Source organism: Streptomyces sp. NBC_00490 (assembly GCF_036013645.1).
GTDB lineage: Bacteria > Actinomycetota > Actinomycetes > Streptomycetales > Streptomycetaceae > Streptomyces > Streptomyces canus_F.
On sequence record NZ_CP107869.1, the window covers coordinates 2,109,238 to 2,127,683 of the forward strand.

General features: G+C 72.6%; 16 protein-coding genes and 2 pseudogenes. 12 read left to right on the forward strand and 6 right to left on the reverse strand.

Going from position 1 to position 18,446, the window contains the following annotated elements; genetic code table 11:
- Positions 1 to 22 precede the first annotated feature (22 nt).
- The 6 genes and pseudogenes from OG381_RS09450 to mug all read left to right on the forward strand — a co-directional run bounded on the left by OG381_RS09450 (position 23) and on the right by mug (position 5,915).
- On the forward strand, positions 23 to 448 hold the full coding sequence (locus OG381_RS09450) for a GNAT family N-acetyltransferase (protein WP_327715677.1): 426 nt from the start codon (positions 23 to 25) through the stop codon (positions 446 to 448).
- Positions 449 to 619: 171 nt separating this feature from the next.
- The gene (locus tag OG381_RS09455) at positions 620 to 1,963 is read left to right on the forward strand and encodes a hemolysin family protein (RefSeq protein WP_327715678.1); all 1,344 of its coding nucleotides are present in this window, start codon (positions 620 to 622) and stop codon (positions 1,961 to 1,963) included.
- Positions 1,960 to 2,973, forward strand: coding sequence for a hemolysin family protein (locus OG381_RS09460; protein WP_327715679.1), 1,014 nt, complete (start codon positions 1,960 to 1,962; stop codon positions 2,971 to 2,973). The genes OG381_RS09455 and OG381_RS09460 overlap by 4 nt, the downstream gene beginning before the upstream one ends.
- Positions 2,974 to 3,043: 70 nt before the next feature.
- On the forward strand, positions 3,044 to 3,826 hold the full coding sequence (locus OG381_RS09465; RefSeq protein WP_327715680.1) for an SGNH/GDSL hydrolase family protein: 783 nt from the start codon (positions 3,044 to 3,046) through the stop codon (positions 3,824 to 3,826).
- A gap of 83 nt (positions 3,827 to 3,909) precedes the next feature.
- Complete coding sequence (gene purB, locus OG381_RS09470; RefSeq protein WP_327715681.1) at positions 3,910 to 5,352, forward strand: adenylosuccinate lyase; 1,443 nt, start codon at positions 3,910 to 3,912, stop codon at positions 5,350 to 5,352.
- Positions 5,353 to 5,365: 13 nt separating this feature from the next.
- Positions 5,366 to 5,915 (forward strand): annotated as a pseudogene (mug, locus tag OG381_RS09475) (G/U mismatch-specific DNA glycosylase).
- A gap of 4 nt (positions 5,916 to 5,919) precedes the next feature.
- Here mug and OG381_RS09480 read toward each other — a convergent pair.
- From OG381_RS09480 to OG381_RS09490, 3 genes are read right to left on the reverse strand one after another with little or no spacing between them, the layout of a single operon-like run.
- Positions 5,920 to 6,306 (reverse strand): hypothetical protein, encoded by a 387-nt coding sequence (locus OG381_RS09480; protein WP_327715682.1) that lies wholly within the window; start codon positions 6,304 to 6,306, stop codon positions 5,920 to 5,922.
- Between the two features lie 41 nt (positions 6,307 to 6,347).
- The gene (locus OG381_RS09485; protein WP_327715683.1) at positions 6,348 to 7,073 is read right to left on the reverse strand and encodes an ABC transporter permease; all 726 of its coding nucleotides are present in this window, start codon (positions 7,071 to 7,073) and stop codon (positions 6,348 to 6,350) included.
- Between the two features lies 1 nt (position 7,074).
- Positions 7,075 to 7,995, reverse strand: a complete 921-nt coding sequence (locus OG381_RS09490; protein ID WP_327715684.1) for an ABC transporter ATP-binding protein — start codon at positions 7,993 to 7,995, stop codon at positions 7,075 to 7,077.
- A 108-nt stretch (positions 7,996 to 8,103) separates the two neighbouring features.
- On the opposite strand from OG381_RS09490, the gene OG381_RS09495 reads away from it, so the two are divergent.
- From OG381_RS09495 to OG381_RS09505, 3 genes are all read left to right on the forward strand, one after another.
- Positions 8,104 to 9,273, forward strand: a complete 1,170-nt coding sequence (locus OG381_RS09495) for a sensor histidine kinase (RefSeq protein WP_327715685.1) — start codon at positions 8,104 to 8,106, stop codon at positions 9,271 to 9,273.
- Between the two features lie 14 nt (positions 9,274 to 9,287).
- Complete coding sequence (locus OG381_RS09500) at positions 9,288 to 9,950, forward strand: response regulator transcription factor (RefSeq protein ID WP_327715686.1); 663 nt, start codon at positions 9,288 to 9,290, stop codon at positions 9,948 to 9,950.
- Positions 9,951 to 10,049: 99 nt separating this feature from the next.
- Positions 10,050 to 11,207, forward strand: a complete 1,158-nt coding sequence (locus tag OG381_RS09505) for an ROK family protein (protein WP_307033680.1) — start codon at positions 10,050 to 10,052, stop codon at positions 11,205 to 11,207.
- Between the two features lie 90 nt (positions 11,208 to 11,297).
- Here the strand turns inward: OG381_RS09505 and OG381_RS09510 are convergent, their stop codons facing one another.
- Positions 11,298 to 12,059, reverse strand: a complete 762-nt coding sequence (locus OG381_RS09510) for a GntR family transcriptional regulator (protein ID WP_327715687.1) — start codon at positions 12,057 to 12,059, stop codon at positions 11,298 to 11,300.
- Between the two features lie 165 nt (positions 12,060 to 12,224).
- Entirely contained in the window at positions 12,225 to 13,106 is an 882-nt protein-coding gene (locus OG381_RS09515) for an RNA polymerase sigma-70 factor (RefSeq protein WP_327715688.1), read from the reverse strand.
- 143 nt (positions 13,107 to 13,249) lie between these two features.
- On the opposite strand from OG381_RS09515, the gene OG381_RS09520 reads away from it, so the two are divergent.
- Complete coding sequence (locus tag OG381_RS09520) at positions 13,250 to 14,080, forward strand: alpha/beta fold hydrolase (protein ID WP_327715689.1); 831 nt, start codon at positions 13,250 to 13,252, stop codon at positions 14,078 to 14,080.
- Positions 14,081 to 14,161: 81 nt separating this feature from the next.
- On the opposite strand, the pseudogene OG381_RS09525 reads toward OG381_RS09520, so the two are convergent.
- A pseudogene (locus tag OG381_RS09525) lies at positions 14,162 to 15,007 on the reverse strand (DMT family transporter); the annotation flags it as partial.
- Between the two features lie 233 nt (positions 15,008 to 15,240).
- Here OG381_RS09525 and pdxR point away from each other — a divergent pair.
- Both pdxR and OG381_RS09535 read left to right on the forward strand, forming a co-directional pair.
- A complete protein-coding gene (pdxR, locus tag OG381_RS09530) occupies positions 15,241 to 16,620 on the forward strand; it encodes a MocR-like pyridoxine biosynthesis transcription factor PdxR (RefSeq protein ID WP_327722428.1) in 1,380 nt (459 codons plus the stop codon).
- A 150-nt stretch (positions 16,621 to 16,770) separates the two neighbouring features.
- Positions 16,771 to 18,342 (forward strand): alkaline phosphatase D family protein, encoded by a 1,572-nt coding sequence (locus tag OG381_RS09535; RefSeq protein ID WP_327715690.1) that lies wholly within the window; start codon positions 16,771 to 16,773, stop codon positions 18,340 to 18,342.
- The last annotated feature ends 104 nt before the right edge of the window (positions 18,343 to 18,446 follow it).

Genomic DNA, 18,446 nt, shown 5'->3' on the forward strand with positions numbered 1-18,446 from the left:
GCGTGCGTGATGGGATCGTCGTATGACGGAACTGCATCTTCGGGCCGCCGCGCCCGCCGACCTCGACGCCGTGCTGGCGTTCTGGAAGATCTCCGCCGAGGGCACGAGCATCAGCGACGACCGGGACGGCGTGGAACGGCTCGTGGCACGTGACCCCGAGGCGCTGATCCTGGCCGAGCGGGACGGGGAACTGGTCGGCACGGTGATCGCGGGCTTCGACGGCTGGCGCTGCCATCTGTACCGGCTGGCGGTGCACCCGGAGCGGCGCCGCCAGGGCATCGGCTCGGCGCTGCTCACGGCCGCGGAGGAGCGGTTCGTACGGCTGGGCGGGCGCCGCGCGGACGCGATGGTGCTGGTCCGCAACGAGACGGGGCAGCATGCGTGGCGGGCCGCCGGGTACGCGCCCGAGGAGAAGTGGCGGCGCTGGGTGAAGCACCTCACCGACTGATCGGGGAAGCACCTCACCGTCCGGCCGCCCTTTGCCGGTCCTTTAACATTGGGGGACCACTCGGTCCTCCAAGGAAAGGTGTGAGCGTCCGCCCATGGGCGAGCCTCCCAGTAGTACGCGAGATCGCGCGATCCCCCGCACCCTGTCCGATCATGGGACGGAGGTGACCCGATGACCGAAGTGCTCCTCCTGCTCGTGGCGATCCTGCTCTCGCTGGCCTGCGGTGCCTTCGTCGCCGCCGAGTTCTCGCTGACCACGGTCGAGCGCGGCGCCCTGGAGAGGGCCGCGGAGCGCGGCGAGCGGGGCGCGTCGGGCGCCCTGAAGGCCGTGCGCAATCTGACCTTCCAGCTCTCCGGGGCCCAGCTCGGCATCACCGTCACCAACCTGGTGGTCGGCATGCTCGCCGAGCCGTCGATCGCCAAGCTGATCGCCGGTCCCCTGGAGTCGCTGGGCATGTCCCGCTCGGCGGCCTCGTCGGTCGCGCTGGTGCTCGGTACGGCCCTGTCGACCGTCGTCCTGATGGTCGTCGGCGAGCTGGTGCCGAAGAACTGGGCGATCTCCTCTCCGCTGGCCGTGGCCAAGCGGGTGGGCAACGCACAGCGCTGGTTCAGCGCGGCGTTCCGGCCCTTCATCACCCACCTCAACAACACGGCGAACCGCATCGTGCGTCTCTTCGGCGTCGAGCCGACGGAGGAGCTGGCCGCCGCGCGCGGGCCGCAGGAGCTCGCCGCCCTGGCCCGGCACTCCGCCAAGGAGGGCGCGCTGGAGGCCGACACCGCCGAACTCTTCGTGCGGACCCTGAACCTCTCCGACCTGACCGCGGAGAACGTGATGACGCCGCGCGTGCAGGTCATCGCCCTGGACGCCCAGGCGACCTGCGAGGACGTCGCGAACGCCACGCGCGCGACGGGCCTGTCCCGGTTCCCCGTCTACCGCGGCAACCTCGACTCGGTCGTGGGCACCGCCCACATCAAGGACGTCCTGGCGGTCCCGGCCGAGCGCCGGGCCCGGGTCCCCGTCTCCGAACTGATGCGCGAGCCGCTGCTCGTCCCCGAGTCGCTGACCGTGGACCGGCTGCTCGACCGGCTGTCCGGCAAGCGCACGATGGCCGTGGTCATCGACGAGTACGGCGGTACGGCCGGGGTGGCCACGCTGGAGGACATCGTCGAGGAGGTCGTCGGCGAGGTCCGCGACGAGCACGACCCGCACGAGACACCCGACCTGGCCGCGGCCGGGACCGACGACGAGGGCCGCGTCCTGTACTCGGCCGACGGCTCGGCACGCATCGACCACCTCGCGCGCGTGGGCCTGCGGGCTCCCGAGGGGCCGTACGAGACCCTGGCCGGTCTGGTGGCGACCGAGCTCGGCCGTATCCCGGTCGTCGGCGACACCGCGGAGGTCGTCGGATGGCGGCTGGACGTGGTGGACGCCTCCGGGCGCAGGGCCGCGCGCGTGCTGCTGCACGCTCCGCTCGACGACACGTCGGATTCCTTCGAAGGGGAGGCCCGCAAGTGACCGCGATCCAGTTGCTGATCGGCCTGGCGACCCTGGTCGTCAACGCCTTCTTCGTGGGCGCCGAGTTCGCGCTGATCTCGGTGCGGCGCTCGCAGATCGAGCCGTACGCCGAGGAGGGCGACCGGCGCGCCAAGAGCGTGCTATGGGGTCTGCAGCATGTGTCCGCGCTGATGGCGGCGGCACAGCTCGGCATCACCCTGTGCACGCTGATCCTCGGTGTGGTCGCCGAACCGGCGATCGCGCACCTGCTGGAGCCGGTGTTCCACGCGCTCGGTGTGCCGGCGGGCGCCGGACACGCGGTGTCGTTCGTGATCGCGCTCACCGCGGCGACGTATCTGCACATGCTGCTCGGCGAGATGGTGCCGAAGAACATCGCGCTCGCGGAGCCGGTGCGCAGCGCGCTGGTGCTGGGCCCGCCGCTGGTCACCCTGTCCCGGGGCCTGCGCCCGGTGATCTTCGCGATCAACGCGTTCGCCAACGCCCTGCTGAAGCTGTTGCGGGTGGAGACCAAGGACGAGGTCACGGCGACCTTCTCGGACGCCGAGCTGGCCCGGCTGGTCAAGGACTCCGACGAGGCGGGTCTGATCGACGACCGGACCCGGGAGCGGCTGCACGACGCCCTGGAGTTGGGCCGCCGGCCGGTGCGCGATGTCGTCCTGCCGCTGGAACGGGTCGTCTACGCGCGCGTGGGCGTCACCCCGGAGCAGTTGGAACGGCTGTCGGCCGAGTCCGGGTTCTCCCGGTTCCCGGTGGTGGACGACGGGCGGCGCATCCTCGGCTATCTGCATGTGAAGGACGCGCTGGACGCCTCCCCGCGGGATCTGGCGTTCCAGGTCCGGGACATGCGGCCCATCGCGCGCGTGCGGGAGAGCACACCGCTGGACGACGTCCTGACGGCGATGCGGGGCAGCCGTACGCATGTCGCGGCGGTGCTGGGGGGCGACGGGCGGCTGGCGGGGCTGGTGACGATGGAGGACGTGCTGCGGGAGCTGTTCGGACAGCGGGCGTGAGGGCCCGGCCGGGGGTCCGGGGAGGCTGACCGACCGCCGGGTATGTGAACGGGTTAGCATTTTCTCCGCCATGCAGAAGAACCCCGCACACACCAGCCTCGTCGCCCTCGGCGACTCCTTCACCGAGGGCATGTCGGACCTGCTCCCGAACGGCTCCTACCGGGGCTGGGCCGATGTCCTGGCCGGCCGGATGGCCGCGGTGACACCCGGCTTCCGGTACGCCAACCTCGCGGTCCGCGGCAAGCTCATCCAGCAGATCGTCGAGGAGCAGGTCGATGTGGCCGTGGCCATGCGGCCCGACGTGATCACGCTGGTGGGCGGCCTGAACGACACCCTGCGGCCCAAGTGCGACATGGGGCGGGTCCGCGCGCTGCTGACCGAGGCCGTGGAGCGGCTCGCCCCGGCCTGCGAGCAGCTCGTGCTGATGCGCAGCCCGGGCCGCCAGGGGCCGGTCCTGGAGCGCTTCCGGCCACGCATGGAGGAGCTCTTCGCGTGCGTCGACGAGCTGGCCGAAAAGCACGGCGCGATCGTCGTCGACCTGTACGGGGCGCCGTCCCTCGGTGATCCGCGCCTGTGGGACGTGGACCGGCTGCACCTCACGGCCGAGGGCCACCGGCGCGTCGCCGAGGCGGTCTGGCAGACACTGGGCTACGACCCCGAGGACACCGAGTGGCGCACGCCGATGCCGGCCACGCTGCCGCCGGGCTGGGCCGCGCGACGGGTCGCGGACGCCCGGTTCGCCCGGCAGTACCTGCTCCCCTGGATAGCCCGCCGTCTCACCGGCCGCTCCTCGGGCGACGGCCTGCCGGCGAAGCGGCCCGACCTGCTGCCGTACGAGGGTCCGACGCCGTAACCCGGCGTGACGCGGGTCTCGTAGGTTCCACCGAAGACATCCCTGGCGCTGGCCTGCACGAATCGCCAGTAGAATCCGTACACGTGACTTCCGCTCCCGCCAAGCCCCGCATCCCGAACGTCCTCGCCGGACGCTACGCCTCCGCCGAGCTCGCCACGCTCTGGTCGCCCGAGCAGAAGGTGAAGCTGGAGCGGCAGCTCTGGCTCGCCGTACTGCGGGCCCAGAAGGACCTCGGCATCGAGGTGCCGGACGAGGCGATCGCCGACTACGAGCGTGTCCTGGACACCGTCGACCTGGCCTCCATCGCCGAGCGCGAGAAGGTCACGCGGCACGACGTGAAGGCGCGGATCGAGGAGTTCAACGACCTCGCCGGGCACGAGCACGTCCACAAGGGCATGACCTCGCGCGACCTCACCGAGAACGTCGAGCAGCTGCAGATCCGGCTCTCGCTGGAGCTGATGCGCGACCGTACGGTGGCCGTCCTGGCCCGTCTGGCCAAGCTGGCCGGCGAGTACGGCGAGCTGGTCATGGCCGGCCGCTCGCACAACGTCGCCGCGCAGGCCACGACACTCGGCAAGCGGTTCGCGACCGCCGCCGACGAGCTGCTCGTCGCCCACGGCCGGGTCGAGGAGCTGCTCGGCCGCTACCCGCTGCGCGGCATCAAGGGCCCGGTCGGCACCGCGCAGGACATGCTCGACCTGCTCGGCGGCGACGCGGCCAAGCTGGCCGACCTGGAGCAGCGGATCGCCCGGCACCTGGGCTTCTCGCAGGCGTTCACCTCGGTCGGCCAGGTCTACCCGCGCTCCCTGGACTACGAGGTCGTGACCGCGCTGGTGCAGGTGGCGGCGGCCCCGTCGTCGCTGGCGAAGACGATCCGCCTGATGGCCGGGCACGAGCTGGTGACCGAGGGCTTCAAGCCGGGCCAGGTCGGCTCCTCCGCGATGCCGCACAAGATGAACACCCGGTCCTGCGAGCGCGTCAACGGCCTCATGGTCATCCTGCGCGGCTACGCGTCCATGACCGGCGAACTGGCGGGCGACCAGTGGAACGAGGGCGACGTGTCCTGCTCGGTGGTGCGCCGGGTCGCGCTGCCGGACGCGTTCTTCGCGCTCGACGGTCTGCTGGAGACGTTCCTGACGGTCCTCGACGAGTTCGGCGCCTTCCCGGCGGTCGTCGCCCGCGAACTGGACCGCTACCTGCCGTTCCTCGCCACCACCAAGGTGCTCATGGGCGCGGTGCGTGCCGGCGTCGGCCGCGAGGTCGCGCACGAGGCGATCAAGGAGAACGCCGTCGCCTCCGCGCTCGCGATGCGCGAGCAGGGCGCCGAGCGCAACGAGCTCCTCGACAAGCTGGCCGCGGACGAGCGCATCCCGCTCGACCGGGCGCAGCTGGACGCGCTGATGGCGGACAAGCTGTCCTTCACGGGCGCCGCGGCCGACCAGGTCGGTGTGGTCGTCGGCCGGATCGAGGAGATCGTGAAGCAGCACCCGGAGGCCGCCGGTTACACGCCCGGCGCGATCCTCTGATCCGGCGCACGGCATGACGCGCTTCACCCCCGCGGAGCTGGAGGCCGCCCGCGACCGTCTGGTACCGGACGTCGTCGCGGACGGTCTGCACGTGCTTTTCTGCGGGATCAACCCGGGTCTGATGACCGCCGCCACGGGCCATCACTTCGCCCGTCCCGGCAACCGCTTCTGGCCGGTCCTGCACCTGTCCGGGTTCACGCCTCGTCTGATGAAGCCGTCGGAGCAGCAGGAGTTGCTGTCCTACGGGCTCGGCATCACGAACGTCGTGGCGCGGGCGAGCGCGCGGGCGGACGAGCTGAGCGCGGAGGAGTATCGCGAGGGCGGGCGGCAACTGGCGCTCAAGGTGGCGCGGTTGCGGCCCCGCTGGCTGGCGGTGGTCGGGGTCACCGCCTACCGGGCGGCGTTCGACGACAAGCAAGAAGGCCCGGGTGGGTCCGCAGGAGCGGACGTTCGGGGACACGCGTGTGTGGGTGCTGCCGAATCCGAGCGGGCTGAACGCGCATTGGACGACGGCGACGATGGCGGAGGAGTTCGCGCGGTTGCGGGTGGCGGCGCAGGCCTGACGGATCACGGGGGGTCGGTGTCGGTGACGAACACCCGGAGCCGGGGCTGCTCCTCGCCGTTCCGGTCGGCGACCGCCAGGACGGCCCGGCGGTCGCTGCCGGGTATCTCCCACGTACGCAGGTCGATCGCCAGGGCGGCGAGCCTCGCCCAGGGCTCGGGTATGACCTCCCCCCGCGCGATGCGCTCCTGGAGGGTGACCGTCCCCCGGCGCGACGGCTCTCCCCACCTCTCCGTCAACCGCTCGGCGACAGCCGCCTCGTAGGCGTAGCAGTCACTCGCGTCCGGCCAGTCCCCGGGCCCTAACCACGCGGCGTGATAGCCGCTGTGCCCCGCGGGAAAGTCCCGGGAGCACAGCGCGTCGATCAGCGTGAGGTCCTTCGCGATGTCCATGTGATCCAGTAAACCGGGTACCACTGACAACTGGCGTGCCGTCAGGCGTCCCTGCGCCGCACGCTCCACGCGCCCGCCGCCAGTACCGCCGCCGTCCACAGCGCGGTCACCCCCAGCCCCGCCCACGGCCCCAACCGGCCGTCGTAGGACTCGTACAGGACCACCTGTCCCGCCCGGTCCGGCAGGAAGTCCGTCGCGCCGCCCACCGCGTCCCCGATCACGAACGAGACGACGAGGACGAACGGGATCAGCAGGGACAGCGCGCCCACCCCGCTGCGCAGCAGGGCCGTGAGTCCGGCCGCCAGCAGTGCCATCAGCATGAGGTAGAGGCCGCAGCCCACCACACCGCGTGCCTGCTCGCCCGCGGTCAGACCGCTCGCCGCGTCGCCCAGGCCCGCCCTCGCGACCAGGAGCGCGGCCAGGGCGGTGATCTGCCCGACGACCAGGGTCGGCACGGCGATCGCGGTCAGCTTGGCCGCGTACCACCGTCCGCGCCGCGGCACCGCGGCGAGGGAGAGCCGCAGCGCACCCCCGTGGAACTCCGAGGACACGGCCATGGCTCCGAAGGAGATCGCGGCGATCTGACCGGGCGCGACCCCGGACAACGCCGTGAACAGCGGGTCGAAGTCGGGGTCGGACGTCTCGGAGACACCGGCGAGCGCGGAGAACGCCGTGCTCGCCGCGAACAGCGCGAGCAGCGCCCCGAGGAGCGAGCGGAGCGTACGGATCTTCAGCCACTCGGCGTGCAGAACGGGTGCGTAGGACATGTCAGGCCTCCTGCGGCTGTGCGGTGAACTCGGCCTCGGTGGCGGTGAGGCCCAGGTAGGCCTGCTCCAACGTGCCCTCCTGCGCGCTCAGTTCGAGGATCGGGATGCCGGCGGCGGACGCGAGGCGGCCGATGTCGTCCACGCGCGCGTGGTGCACGGTCCAGTGCCCGTCCTCGTGCTCGACGCCGTCGAGGCCGTGTTCGGCCAGGACGGCCTTGAGGGTGGTGGGGTCCGTGGTGCGGATCCGTACCCGTGGCTGCACACGGGCGTGGATGAACCCGCGCATCGGGGTGTCGGCGAGGAGCCTGCCCCGGCCGAGGACCACGAGGTGGTCGGCGAAGGACGCGGTCTCGTTCATGAGGTGGCTGGAGACCAGGACGGTGCGCCCCTCCCCCGCGAGCCGGCGCAGCAGCCCGCGGATCCAGATGATGCCTTCGGGGTCCAGACCGTTGGAGGGTTCGTCGAGCATGACCACCTCGGGGTCGCCGAGCAGCGCGGCCGCGATGCCGAGCCGCTGGCGCATGCCCAGGGAGTACGTCTTCACCCGGCGCCGGGCCACCGGGGCGAGGCCGGTCTCCGCCAGCAGTTCGTCGACGCGGGTGTCCGGGATGCGGTTGCTCGCGGCGAGCGTGCGCAGGTGGTCGCGGCCGGTGCGGGAGCCGTGCGCGGCCTGCGCGTCGAGCAGGGCGCCGACATGGCGCAGCGGTTCGCCGAGGTCTCCGTAGGCGCGGCCGCCGATCGTGGCGGTGCCGGACGTCGGCCGGTCCAGGCCGAGCACGAGCCGCATGGTGGTGGACTTTCCGGCTCCGTTGGGGCCGAGGAAGCCGGTGACACGGCCGGGGAGGACGGTGAAGGTGAGGTCGTCCACGGCTCGTCGGGTGCCGAACTCCTTGGTCAGGTTCTGGACTTCGATGCTGGTCATGGGTGCAGCCTGGCCGGTGAGGCGGGGGCGGGGCCTCCCCCGCGGGTGGAGATCGTCTCCCCCGTGCGGGGGAGGCTCGCTGTCAGTGGTGGCTGGCACGATGACGCAATGGTCCGTTTGCTGCGCCCGTTCGGCAGGGCGGTGACGTACACACGGTTGCTGCATCTGTTCATCGCGATCGTGTGGCCGAGCATGTGGCTGTTCGTCCAGGAGGCGTGGTGGACCTGGGTGATGGCCGGCGTGGTCCTCGCGCCCGTCGGGCTGGTGCCCGCGATGCGCACCGTGGAGGGCCTGCAGGCACGGCTGTTGCTGACCGGTCACCGGCCTGACAGCGCGGGCACCGACATCGTCGTGACGCCGTCCGCCACCTGGGGCGACCGGGGGCGGGTCGTCGTCTGGCTGGAGGCGCGGCTGCTGATCGGCTGCGCGACCTCCGTGTTCACCGTCCAGTTGCTCATCGCGAGCGTCGACCTGGTGGCGTCGGCGTTCGGCCGTGACGTCGGGGAGGGCCTGCTGGACCCGCTCCACGGCCACGCCTGGTGGCACGTCCTGCTCGTGCTCCCGGCGCTCGTCACGCTGGCGGCGACGGTTGTCGGCTCGGGCCGGCTCATCACCGCACTCGCCCACCGTCTCCTGGGCCCCTCACCGGCCGATCGCATGGCCGCCCTGGAGGAACGCACCGAGCAGCTCCTGGAACGCACCCGCATCGCCCGCGAGCTCCACGACTCCATCGGCCACGCGCTGACCGTGGCCGTCGTCCAGGCGGGCGCCGCCCGCGCGGCCGGTGATCCCGCCTTCACCGACCGTGCCCTGGGCGCCATCGAGGAGACCGGCCGGGCGGCCCTGGAGGATCTGGAACGGGTCCTCGGGATCCTGCGCGAGTCCGAGCGGCCGGTCAGCGGCCGGCCGACGCTGGCGGACTGCGACCGTCTGCTGGAGTCCGCCCGCGTCTCCGGCGCGAAGGTCGACGCCGAGGTGACCGGGCCCGTCGACACGCTGCCCGGACCGGTCTCCCGCGAGGGGTACCGCATCCTCCAGGAGTCGCTGACCAATGTGCTGCGGCACGCGGGGGCCGTCCCCGTCCGGGTGCGCATCGCGGTCGTGGCGGACGGTCTCGCTCTGGAGGTCCGCAATCCCCTGACGGCCGACATACCCGGGCCGGGCCGGGGCAGCGGTCTGCGCGGCATCCGCGAGCGCGCGGCCCTGCTGGGCGGCAGCGCGCACACCGGCCCCGACCGGGGTGACTGGCAGGTGCGGGTGGAGCTGCCGCTGCGCTGATCTACGCTGGCCGGATGCCGGTCACCGTTCTCCTCGTCGACGACGAACCCCTCGTACGCGCGGGTCTGCGGGCCGTGTTGGAGGCGCAGCCCGACATCGAGGTCGTCGGGGAGGCGGCGGACGGGGCCGCCGTGATCCCGCTGGTGCGGCAGCTGCGGCCCGACGTGGTCGCCATGGACGTACGGATGCCGCTGATGGACGGGATCGAGGCCACGCGCGCGGTGCTGCGGACGATCGAGAACCCGCCGAAGATCCTGGTGGTGACGACGTTCGAGAACGACGAGTACGTGTACGAGGCGCTGCGGGCCGGGGCCGACGGGTTCCTGCTGAAGCGGGCCCGGCCGGCCGAGATCGTGCACGCGGTGCGGCTGGTCGCCGAGGGCGAGTCGCTGCTGTTCCCGGCGTCGGTGCGGCAGCTCGCCGCCGAGTACGGCGAGAGTGGCGGCAACCGTGCGGCCCGGGCGGTGATGGAGCGGGCCCAGCTGACCGAGCGGGAGGCCGAGGTACTGCGGCTGATGGCCCGCGGGCTGTCCAACGCGGAGATCGCCGAGCGGCTGATCGTCGGAACGGAGACCGTGAAGTCCCACGTCAGCGGCGTACTGGCGAAGCTCGGGGCACGGGACCGCACGCAGGCCGTGATCGCGGCGTACGAGTCGGGGTTCGTGGCGCCCGGCTGACCGGGACCCGCTCACGATCTCCCGGGTCCCCGCACTCGCCCGGCTCCGTCCCTACGAGTACGATCCGGCCAACACGCGCACGAGCTGGGAGGACGGACGTTGGGGCGGCTGACCGGCGGGGATCCCTCGCTGCTGCGAAGGATCAATTCCGCGGTGGTGCTGCACGCGCTGCGCGCCACGGACTGCGCCACTCTGACCGAGATCACGCGGGTGACCGGGCTGTCCCGGCCGACCGTCGAGGGCGTGGTCGAGGGGCTCATCGAGGCGGGGTACGTCGTCGAGAAGGCGGCCGACGAGAGTGTCGTACGCCGGCAGGGGCGGCCCGCGCGGCGGTTCAGGTTCCGGGCCGAGGCCGGGCATCTGCTGGGCCTCGACATCGGGCCCCACCGGGTCGCCGCGCTCCTGTCCGACCTGGACGGCCGGGTACTCGGCGCCGTCGCCAAGGACGTCTCCGAGACCGCGTCGGCCGACGAGCGCCTGGAGCGGCTGCGCACCGCGGTGGCCGACCTGCTGCGCCGGGCCGGCGTCGCTCGCGAGTCGCTGCGGGCGGTGGGGGCCGCCTCGCCCGGGATCGTCGAGGCGGACGGCACCGTGCGGCTGTGCGCCGCGCTGCCCCAGTGGACGGGGCTGCGCCTCGGTGAGCGGCTGAGCCGTTCCTTCAAGTGTCCGGTCCTGGTGGAGAACGACGCCAACGCGGCGGCGGTCGCCGAGCACTGGAAGGGTGCCGCCACCGAGTCCGACGACGTCGTGTTCGTGCTGGCGGGGCTGAGTCCGGGCGCGGGGGCGCTGATCGGCGGGCGGCTGCACCGGGGGTACGGCGGGGCGGCGGGCGAGATCGGCGCGCTGCATCTGCTCGGCCGCGAGGTGACGCCGGAGAAGCTGCTGTCCACCACGGACGAGCCGCTGCACCCGCTCGACGAGCAGGCCGTCGCCGAGGTCTTCGCGCAGGCACGCGAGGGCGACCAGCGGGCCCGGGCGGCCGTCGACCGTTTCCTCCAGCGGCTCGTCCACGACGTGGCCGCCCTGTCCCTCGCCCTCGACCCCGAGCTGGTCGTCATCGGCGGCTGGGCGACCGGGATCGTCGACGTACTGGAGCCGCTGCGGCTGGAGTTGGCGCGCTACTGTCTGCGGCCGCCGAAGGTGACGCTGTCGCTCCTCGGCGAGGCCGCCGTGGCGACGGGGGCGCTGCGGCTGGCGCTGGACCATGTGGAGGAACAGCTCTTCGCGGTGGAGGGCACGGTGACGGCGCGCCGTTGAGGGGCTGCCGCTTCTGTTGTTGCTGTTGCTGAAACGTCTCGCGCCCCGGAGCTGCTGCTCCGGGGCGCGAGTCATGGGGCGCTACGGCGGTCAGGACGCCCGGCGCTCCGGGTCCTCGTGGATCTCCACGCCGCCGGAGTCGCCGAAGGTCAGCCGGCAGGTGTCGGCGCGGTAGGTGGCGACGGACAGCGCGGCGGTGCGGCCCTGCGAGAAGAAGCGGGTCGTCACGACGAGGACGGGCGCCCCGGGCAGCCGGTCCAGCTGCTTGGCGTCGTCGGCGCGGGCCGAGCCCAGTTCCACGGCGCTGTCCTGACCCTCCAGCCCCAGGCGCTGGAGCTCGCGCAGCACGGCACGCGCGCGGGCGGCACCGGACGGGGCGTCTATGGCGGAGAGGTCGGGCACCGAGGACTGCGGGATGTAGAGCAGTTCCGCGGCGACGGGCTGACCGTGCGTCATACGGGAGCGGCGCACGACGTGCACGGGTTCGTCGTGGCCGGTTTCCAGTGCTCCGGCGACGGCCGCCGACGGGACCTCCAGCGTGCTGTCGACGGACTGCCAGGCGTCCGGGGCCGTGCCCGGCCAGACATGGTCTTCCGTGCCGACGGCGACACCCACGCGGGGCGGGGCGACGGTCGTACCGACACCGCGGCGGCGCTGGAGCCGGCCTTCCAGCTCGAGCTGCTCCAGGGCCTGACGGAGCGTGGCGCGCGCGACGCCGAACCGGGCGGCCAGGTCGCGCTCGTTGGGCAGGATCTCCCCCACCGAGAACTCGGAGTCCAGCGCCTCAGTGAGCACGGTCTTGAGGTGCCAGTATTTCGGTTCCGGCACCGTTTCCAGCTGCGTGGTCCCCACCCTGTCCTCCGCAATCGCCGTGGTCCGGCGGCTTTTTAGCGCCCTTGTTTATTAAAGGTTGTTTCACTTCTCTGCGACCATAGGGCGGCCCCCACCCTTGGTCAAGACCAATCCTCGATGACGACGAAGCCCCCGTCGCGGGACGGGGGCTTCGGCTGCGGTGCGCTACGCGGCGAGCGACTGCAGTTTGTCGGGGTTGCGTACGACGTAGACCGACTGGATCCGGCCGTCGACGACGTCCAGTTGGAAGACCGAGTCGGGCTTGTCGCCCGACAGGAGCAGCAGCGCGGGGCCGCCGTTGAGCTCCAGGAAGCGGAAGGACAGGTCCGGGACGCCCTTGCGTGCGGCGCCTACGAGGAAGCGGCCCACCTTGTCCGCCGTCTCGATGACGCGCAGTGGCGCCTTGGACTTGCCGCCGCTGTCGCCGACGAGGCGGACGTCGGGGGCCAGCATCGACATGAGCCCCTGGAGGTCGCCCTCAGCGGCGGCGGCGAGGAAGCGCTCGGTGAGATCCCGGCGCTGGACGGGGTCGACGTCGTAGCGGGGCCGTCGTTCCTCGACGTGCTTGCGGGCCCGCCCGGAGAGCTGGCGCACGGCCGCTTCACCCTTGTCGAGCATGGTCGCGATCTCCGCGTACGGGTAGCCGAAGGCCTCCCTCAGCACGAACACCGCCCGCTCCAGCGGCGACAGGGACTCCATGACGACAAGGACGGCGAGGGAGACCGAGTCGGCGAGGACGGCGCGCTCCGCGGTGTCCGGGACCATGTCCCCGAAGTCCGTGACGTACGGCTCCGGCAGCCATGGGCCGACATAGGCCTCGTTGCGCGCCTTGACCTGGCGCAGCCGGTCGATGGCCAGGCGGGTCGTGACACGCACCAGGTAGCCGCGCGGTTCGCGCACCTCGCTGCGGTCCGCGCCGGACCAGCGCAGCCAGGCCTCCTGGACCACGTCCTCCGCGTCGGCCACCCGGCCCAGCATGCGGTAGGCGACGCCCACCAGGACGGGGCGGTGCTCTTCGAATACGTCGGTCACGGTGTCGGTGCTCACCACACCATCCCAGCCGACGTCCCGCGTGCTGTCCAGGCGAGTCCGGCAGGTGCCACACGAAGGGGGCTACCCGCCGGTAGCAATTGCTGACAAGCTGTCTACACGCCGTCCGGCTGCGAGTCCCAGACGAGGAGCACACGTACATGGCCGCCACTGTCTCGTTCAAGGTCCCTTCCCCGCACGGCCCGCGGACCGTGACCGTCGACTACGCGCGCGTGGGCAGCGGCGAACCGCTGCTCCTGCTGCACGGCATCGGTCACCACCGGCAGGCCTGGGACCCGGTCGTGGACATCCTGGCGACCGAGCGCGAGGTCATCGCCGTGGATCTGCCCGGCTTCGGGGCGTCCCCGGGGCTGCCGGACGGACTGACCTACGACCTCGCCACCACGACCGCCGTGTTCGGCGCCTTCTGCGAGGCGCTGGAGCTCGACCGGCCGCATGTCGCGGGCAACTCGCTCGGCGGCCTGCTCGCCCTGGAACTCGGCCGGGAGAAGCTCGTACGGTCCGTCACCGCCCTCTCCCCCGCGGGGTTCTGGTCGGAGGCGGAGCGGCGTTACGCCTTCGCCGTGCTGCTCACCATGCGCGGCATAGCCCTGCGGATGCCCCGGCCGATGGTCGAGCGGCTGTCCCGCTCCGCAGCCGGCCGCACCGCGCTCACCAGCACCATCTACGCCCGCCCGGCCCGCCGTTCACCGGAGGCCGTCGTCGCCGAGACCCTCGCGCTGGTGAACGCGACCGGCTTCACCGACACCCTCCGCGCGGGTGGCACCGTGCAGTTCGTCGACGACATCCCCGGTGTTCCGGTCACCGTGGCCTGGGGCAGCAAGGACCGTCTGCTCCTGCGCCGGCAGGGGGTCCGCGCCAAGCAGATCATCCCCAAGGCCCGCCTCGTGCGGCTGCCCGGCTGCGGCCACTGCCCGATGAACGACGACCCGGCGCTCGTCGCGCGAGTGATCCTCGACGGCAGCCGCTGACCTGTTCGACGCACGGGACCCCAGGGCGACTCCGGCGCCGACGACGGCGCTCCCGGCGGCCTGCGCGACGCCGTAGGAGCCCGTGGCGACGAGCGGGGCGGTGCAGGCGGCGGCGACCGGGATGAGACCGGAGAACAGCGTGGCGCGCTCCGCGCCGATCCGCTGCATGCCCATGTACCAGCACACGAACCCGACGACCGTGACGACCGCCGCCTGCCACAGCAGCGCGGCGGCCTCCGTCCGGTCGGGCGGGCGCAGCCACGCCGTGCCGTCCACGACCAGTCCGGCCGCCAGGGACTCGAGCGCGGCGATCCCGCACACCGTCGCCGACAGCAGCCATGGCCCCAAAGGCCGCAGCACGGGCACGGCGAGAACCGCGAAACCGACCTCTCCCCCCAGCGCGCACACCGAGAACGCCAGGCCCGTCCCGTCCGTCCGCCCCCAGCCCTGGACCGTGAAGGCGCCCAGGGCCACGAGCAACGCCCCGTACAGCACGGCACGTTGGGGACGGCGCCCGTCCAGGAGGGGCACGACGACGGCCACCACGACCGGCGCGCAGCCGACGAAGACCCCGGGGACAGCGGGCTCGGCCGTACGTTCCGCCGCGATGACGGCCATGTTGAAGCCGACCATGCCGACGGCCGCGAGCAGCGCGAGACGGGCCCAGCGCCGGGGCCCGAGCGCCCGCAGCCGGGCCGTCGCACCGCGCCCCACCAGCGGCACGAGTAGCAGACAGGCGAGGCTGTAACGCAGGAACTGGCCGCCCGCGTACGGGTAGTCGCCCAGGACGCTGTTGGCGGTGAAGGACGCGCCGACGAGGACGCAGGCGAGTGCGGCGAGGAGCGTTCCGCGGGTGGTGGTGGCGTTCATGGGAACGACGCTAGGGAGCGGGGTGGTCCGCATTAAGGTCCATTCCCATGACGTCATCGGAGACCAATCGGAAGCGAGCCAGGACGTCGGGCGAGGGAGCAGGCTCGGCGCCGGAGGATCGGAGCGGCTCCGCGCCCGGCGGTCGGAGGGCGTCCGCGTCGGAGGACGGGACCGGCACCGCGTCGGGCAATCGGGGGACGTCCGCGCCGGCGGAGCGGGCAGGCTCCGCGCCCGGCGATCGGAGGGCGGCCCTCGCCTCCGATGATCGGGCCGGCTCCGCTGCCTGGGAGTTGTTGCTCCCGCTCGGCTCCGCGCCCGCACGCTCGCGTGGACGTTCGCTGCAGGCGGCGCTGCGGGAGGCGGTCCGGGCGGGGAAGCTTCCGCCGGGGACCCGGTTGCCGTCGAGCCGGGACCTGGCCGGTGACCTCGGTGTGTCGCGCGGGCTCGTGACGGAGGCGTACGAGCAGCTGACGGCCGAGGGGTATCTGCGCAGCGGGCGGGGGGCGGGGACCTGGGTGGGCGGTGCCGTGCGCTCCGTCGAGCCACGCGCGCGTGATCTCGCGCCGCGTCCCCCCGGCGCCCGCGCGGACTTCGTGCCCGGGACGCCCGACCTGTCCCTGTTCCCGCGCGCCGCCTGGGCCGCGGCACAGCGCGGGGTGCTGGCGGAGCTGCCGCACCACGAACTCGGCTATCCCGATCCGCGCGGGCTGCCCCGGCTGCGCACCGCCCTGGCCGAACTCCTCGCCCGCCGCCGTGGCGTGGTGGCCGACCCGGAGCGGATCGTGGTGGTGTCCGGGGTGGCGCAGGCGTCGGCCCTGCTCGGCTTCGCCCTCCACGCGCGCGGGCTGCGCGAGGTGGGCGTGGAGGATCCCGGCAGTCCGCAGCACGACGGCCTCTACGCCGCGGCGGGCGTCACCGCGGTGCCCGTGCCGCTGGACGAGGACGGACTGGCCGTCGAACCCCTGCGGGCGTCGGGCGTGCGGGCCGTCGTGACCACACCGGCTCACCAGTACCCCACCGGGATCGCGTACTCCGCGCGCCGGCGAGCCGAACTGCTCGACTGGGCGCGGTCCGTGGACGGGTTCGTCCTGGAGGACGACTACGACGGCGACTTCCGCTACGACCGTGCTCCGGTCGGCGCGCTCCAAGGTCTCGATCCCGACCGGGTGGCCTACGCGGGCTCCGTCAGCAAGTCCCTCGCCCCGGGACTGCGGCTGGGCTGGCTGCTCGTACCGGAGTCACTCGCCGACGAGGTGATCGAACGCAAGCGGACCATGGACCTCGGCCATCCCACCCTCGACCAGGCGTTGTTCGCCCGTTTCGTGGAGCGCGGCGACTACGACCGTCAATTGCGCCGCTGCCAGCGCGCCTACCGCGAGCGGCGCGACGCACTCGTGGCCGCCCTGGAGGAGTACTTCCCCGGCGCGAAGGTGTCCGGGATCGCCGCGGGGCTGCACGTCATCGCCACGCTGCCGGAGCGCTACGGGCCCGAGGAGCGCTTCCTCGCACGCGTCGCCGCGGCCGGGGTGGCCGTCCGTCCGTTGTCGGACTGCACGCACGCGCGTGCCGAAGGCTCCACGGAGACCCGGCTCGTGGTCGGATACGCGCATCTGTCCTCCGCGCGGATCCGTTCGGGCGTACGGCTGATGGCCGAGGCGGGCTCCGGGTGAGGGCCGTCGTACCCCGTCGTGTCCGCGAATCGCACACCGGTTCCCTTACGCCCGCGGTCAGTTGTTCACTTGTGGTTTGCGTGTGCGCTGCGGCGCACGAGTAGTTGTGGCATCGCACACTGGCCGGATCCCGACCTTGGAGGCGCATCCATGTCACATCGTCCGCTCCCCGCCCGCCGCACCGTCCTGCGCGGCTCCCTGGTCGCGTCGGCGGCCCTGGCCCTGCCCGCCGCCGGTTCGGCACCGGCATTCGCCCGGTCCGGGCGCCCCGCGGCGGGGTGGGGTGTGCAGACGGGCGACGTGACCTCGGACTCGGGGCTGGTGTGGGTGCGGTCCGACCGTCCGGCGCGCATGATCGTCGAGACGTCCGCGACCGAGTCGTTCCGCAACCCGCGCCGCTGGCACGGCCCGCTGCTCGGCGCGGACACCGACTTCACCGGCACCACCCGGCTGCACGGGCTTCCGCCGGGCGAGCAGATCCACTACCGCGTACGGCTGGCCGACCCCGACGACCCGCGCCGCACCGGCGAGCCGGTCACCGGCACGTTCCGCACGGCCTCGGCCAGGAGGCGCGACGGCGTGCGTTTCGTCTGGTCGGGCGACCTGGCGGGGCAGGGCTGGGGCATCAACCCGGACCTCGGCGGATACCGGATCTACGACGCGATGGCCGCCCTGGACCCCGACTTCTTCGTCTGCAGCGGCGACAACATCTACGCCGACGGCCCGCTCTCGGCGTCCGTCACCCTCCCCGACGGCAGCACCTGGCGCAATGTCACCACCGAGGAGAAGGCGAAGGTCGCCGAGACGCTGGCCGAGTTCCGCGGCAACTTCCGCTACAACCTGCTCGACGACAACCTCCGGCGGTTCAACGCCCAGGTCCCCTCGATCGTCCAGTGGGACGACCACGAGGTGACCAACAACTGGTTCCCCGGCGAGATCCTCGCCGACTCCCGCTACACCGAGAAGAACATCGACGTGCTGGCCGCGCGGGCCCGCCAGGCGTTCTCCGAGTACTTCCCGGTCTCGACCCTGCGCCGCCCCGACGGCCGGGTGTACCGGGTGGTCCACCACGGCCCGCTCCTCGACGTGTTCGTGCTGGACATGCGCACCTACCGCAACGCCAACTCGCCGGACGACCAGAGCACCGACCCGCAGGGCATCCTCGGCGCCGAGCAGCTGGCCTGGCTCAAGCGGGAACTGGCCCGCTCCCGGGCCGTGTGGAAGGTGATCGCCTCGGACATGCCGCTCGGCCTGGTCGTGCCGGACGGCACGGACGGCAAACCGAACATCGAGGCCGTCGCCCAGGGCGACCCGGGTGCCCCGCTCGGGCGTGAGCTGCAGATCGCGGAGCTGCTGCGGTTCATCAAGCACCGGCGGATCACCGGCACGGTGTGGCTGACCGCCGACGTCCACTACACCTCGGCCCAGCACTACCAGCCGTCCCGGGCCGCCTTCACGGACTTCGAACCGTTCTGGGAGTTCGTGTCGGGCCCGCTCAACGCCGGCGCCTTCCAGGCCAACACGCTGGACGGCACCTTCGGCCCGGAGCGGGTGTTCGTCAAGGCGCCGCCGACCGCGAACGTCTCGCCCGCCGGCGGCTACCAGTTCTTCGGCGAGGTCGACATCGACGGCGGCAGCGGGGAGCTGACGGTCCGGCTGCGGGAGTCGGACGGCACCGTGCTGTTCACACAGGTGCTCCAGCCGGGCCGTGTGGGCCAGTGACTCCCGTACCCTCGTAGGCGGGCCGCGTCCCGGAGTCATCCCCGGTGCGCGGCCTGCGTGTTCTCCCGGCCGGCGGACCTGCGAACTCCCGCTCACCCAGGGTG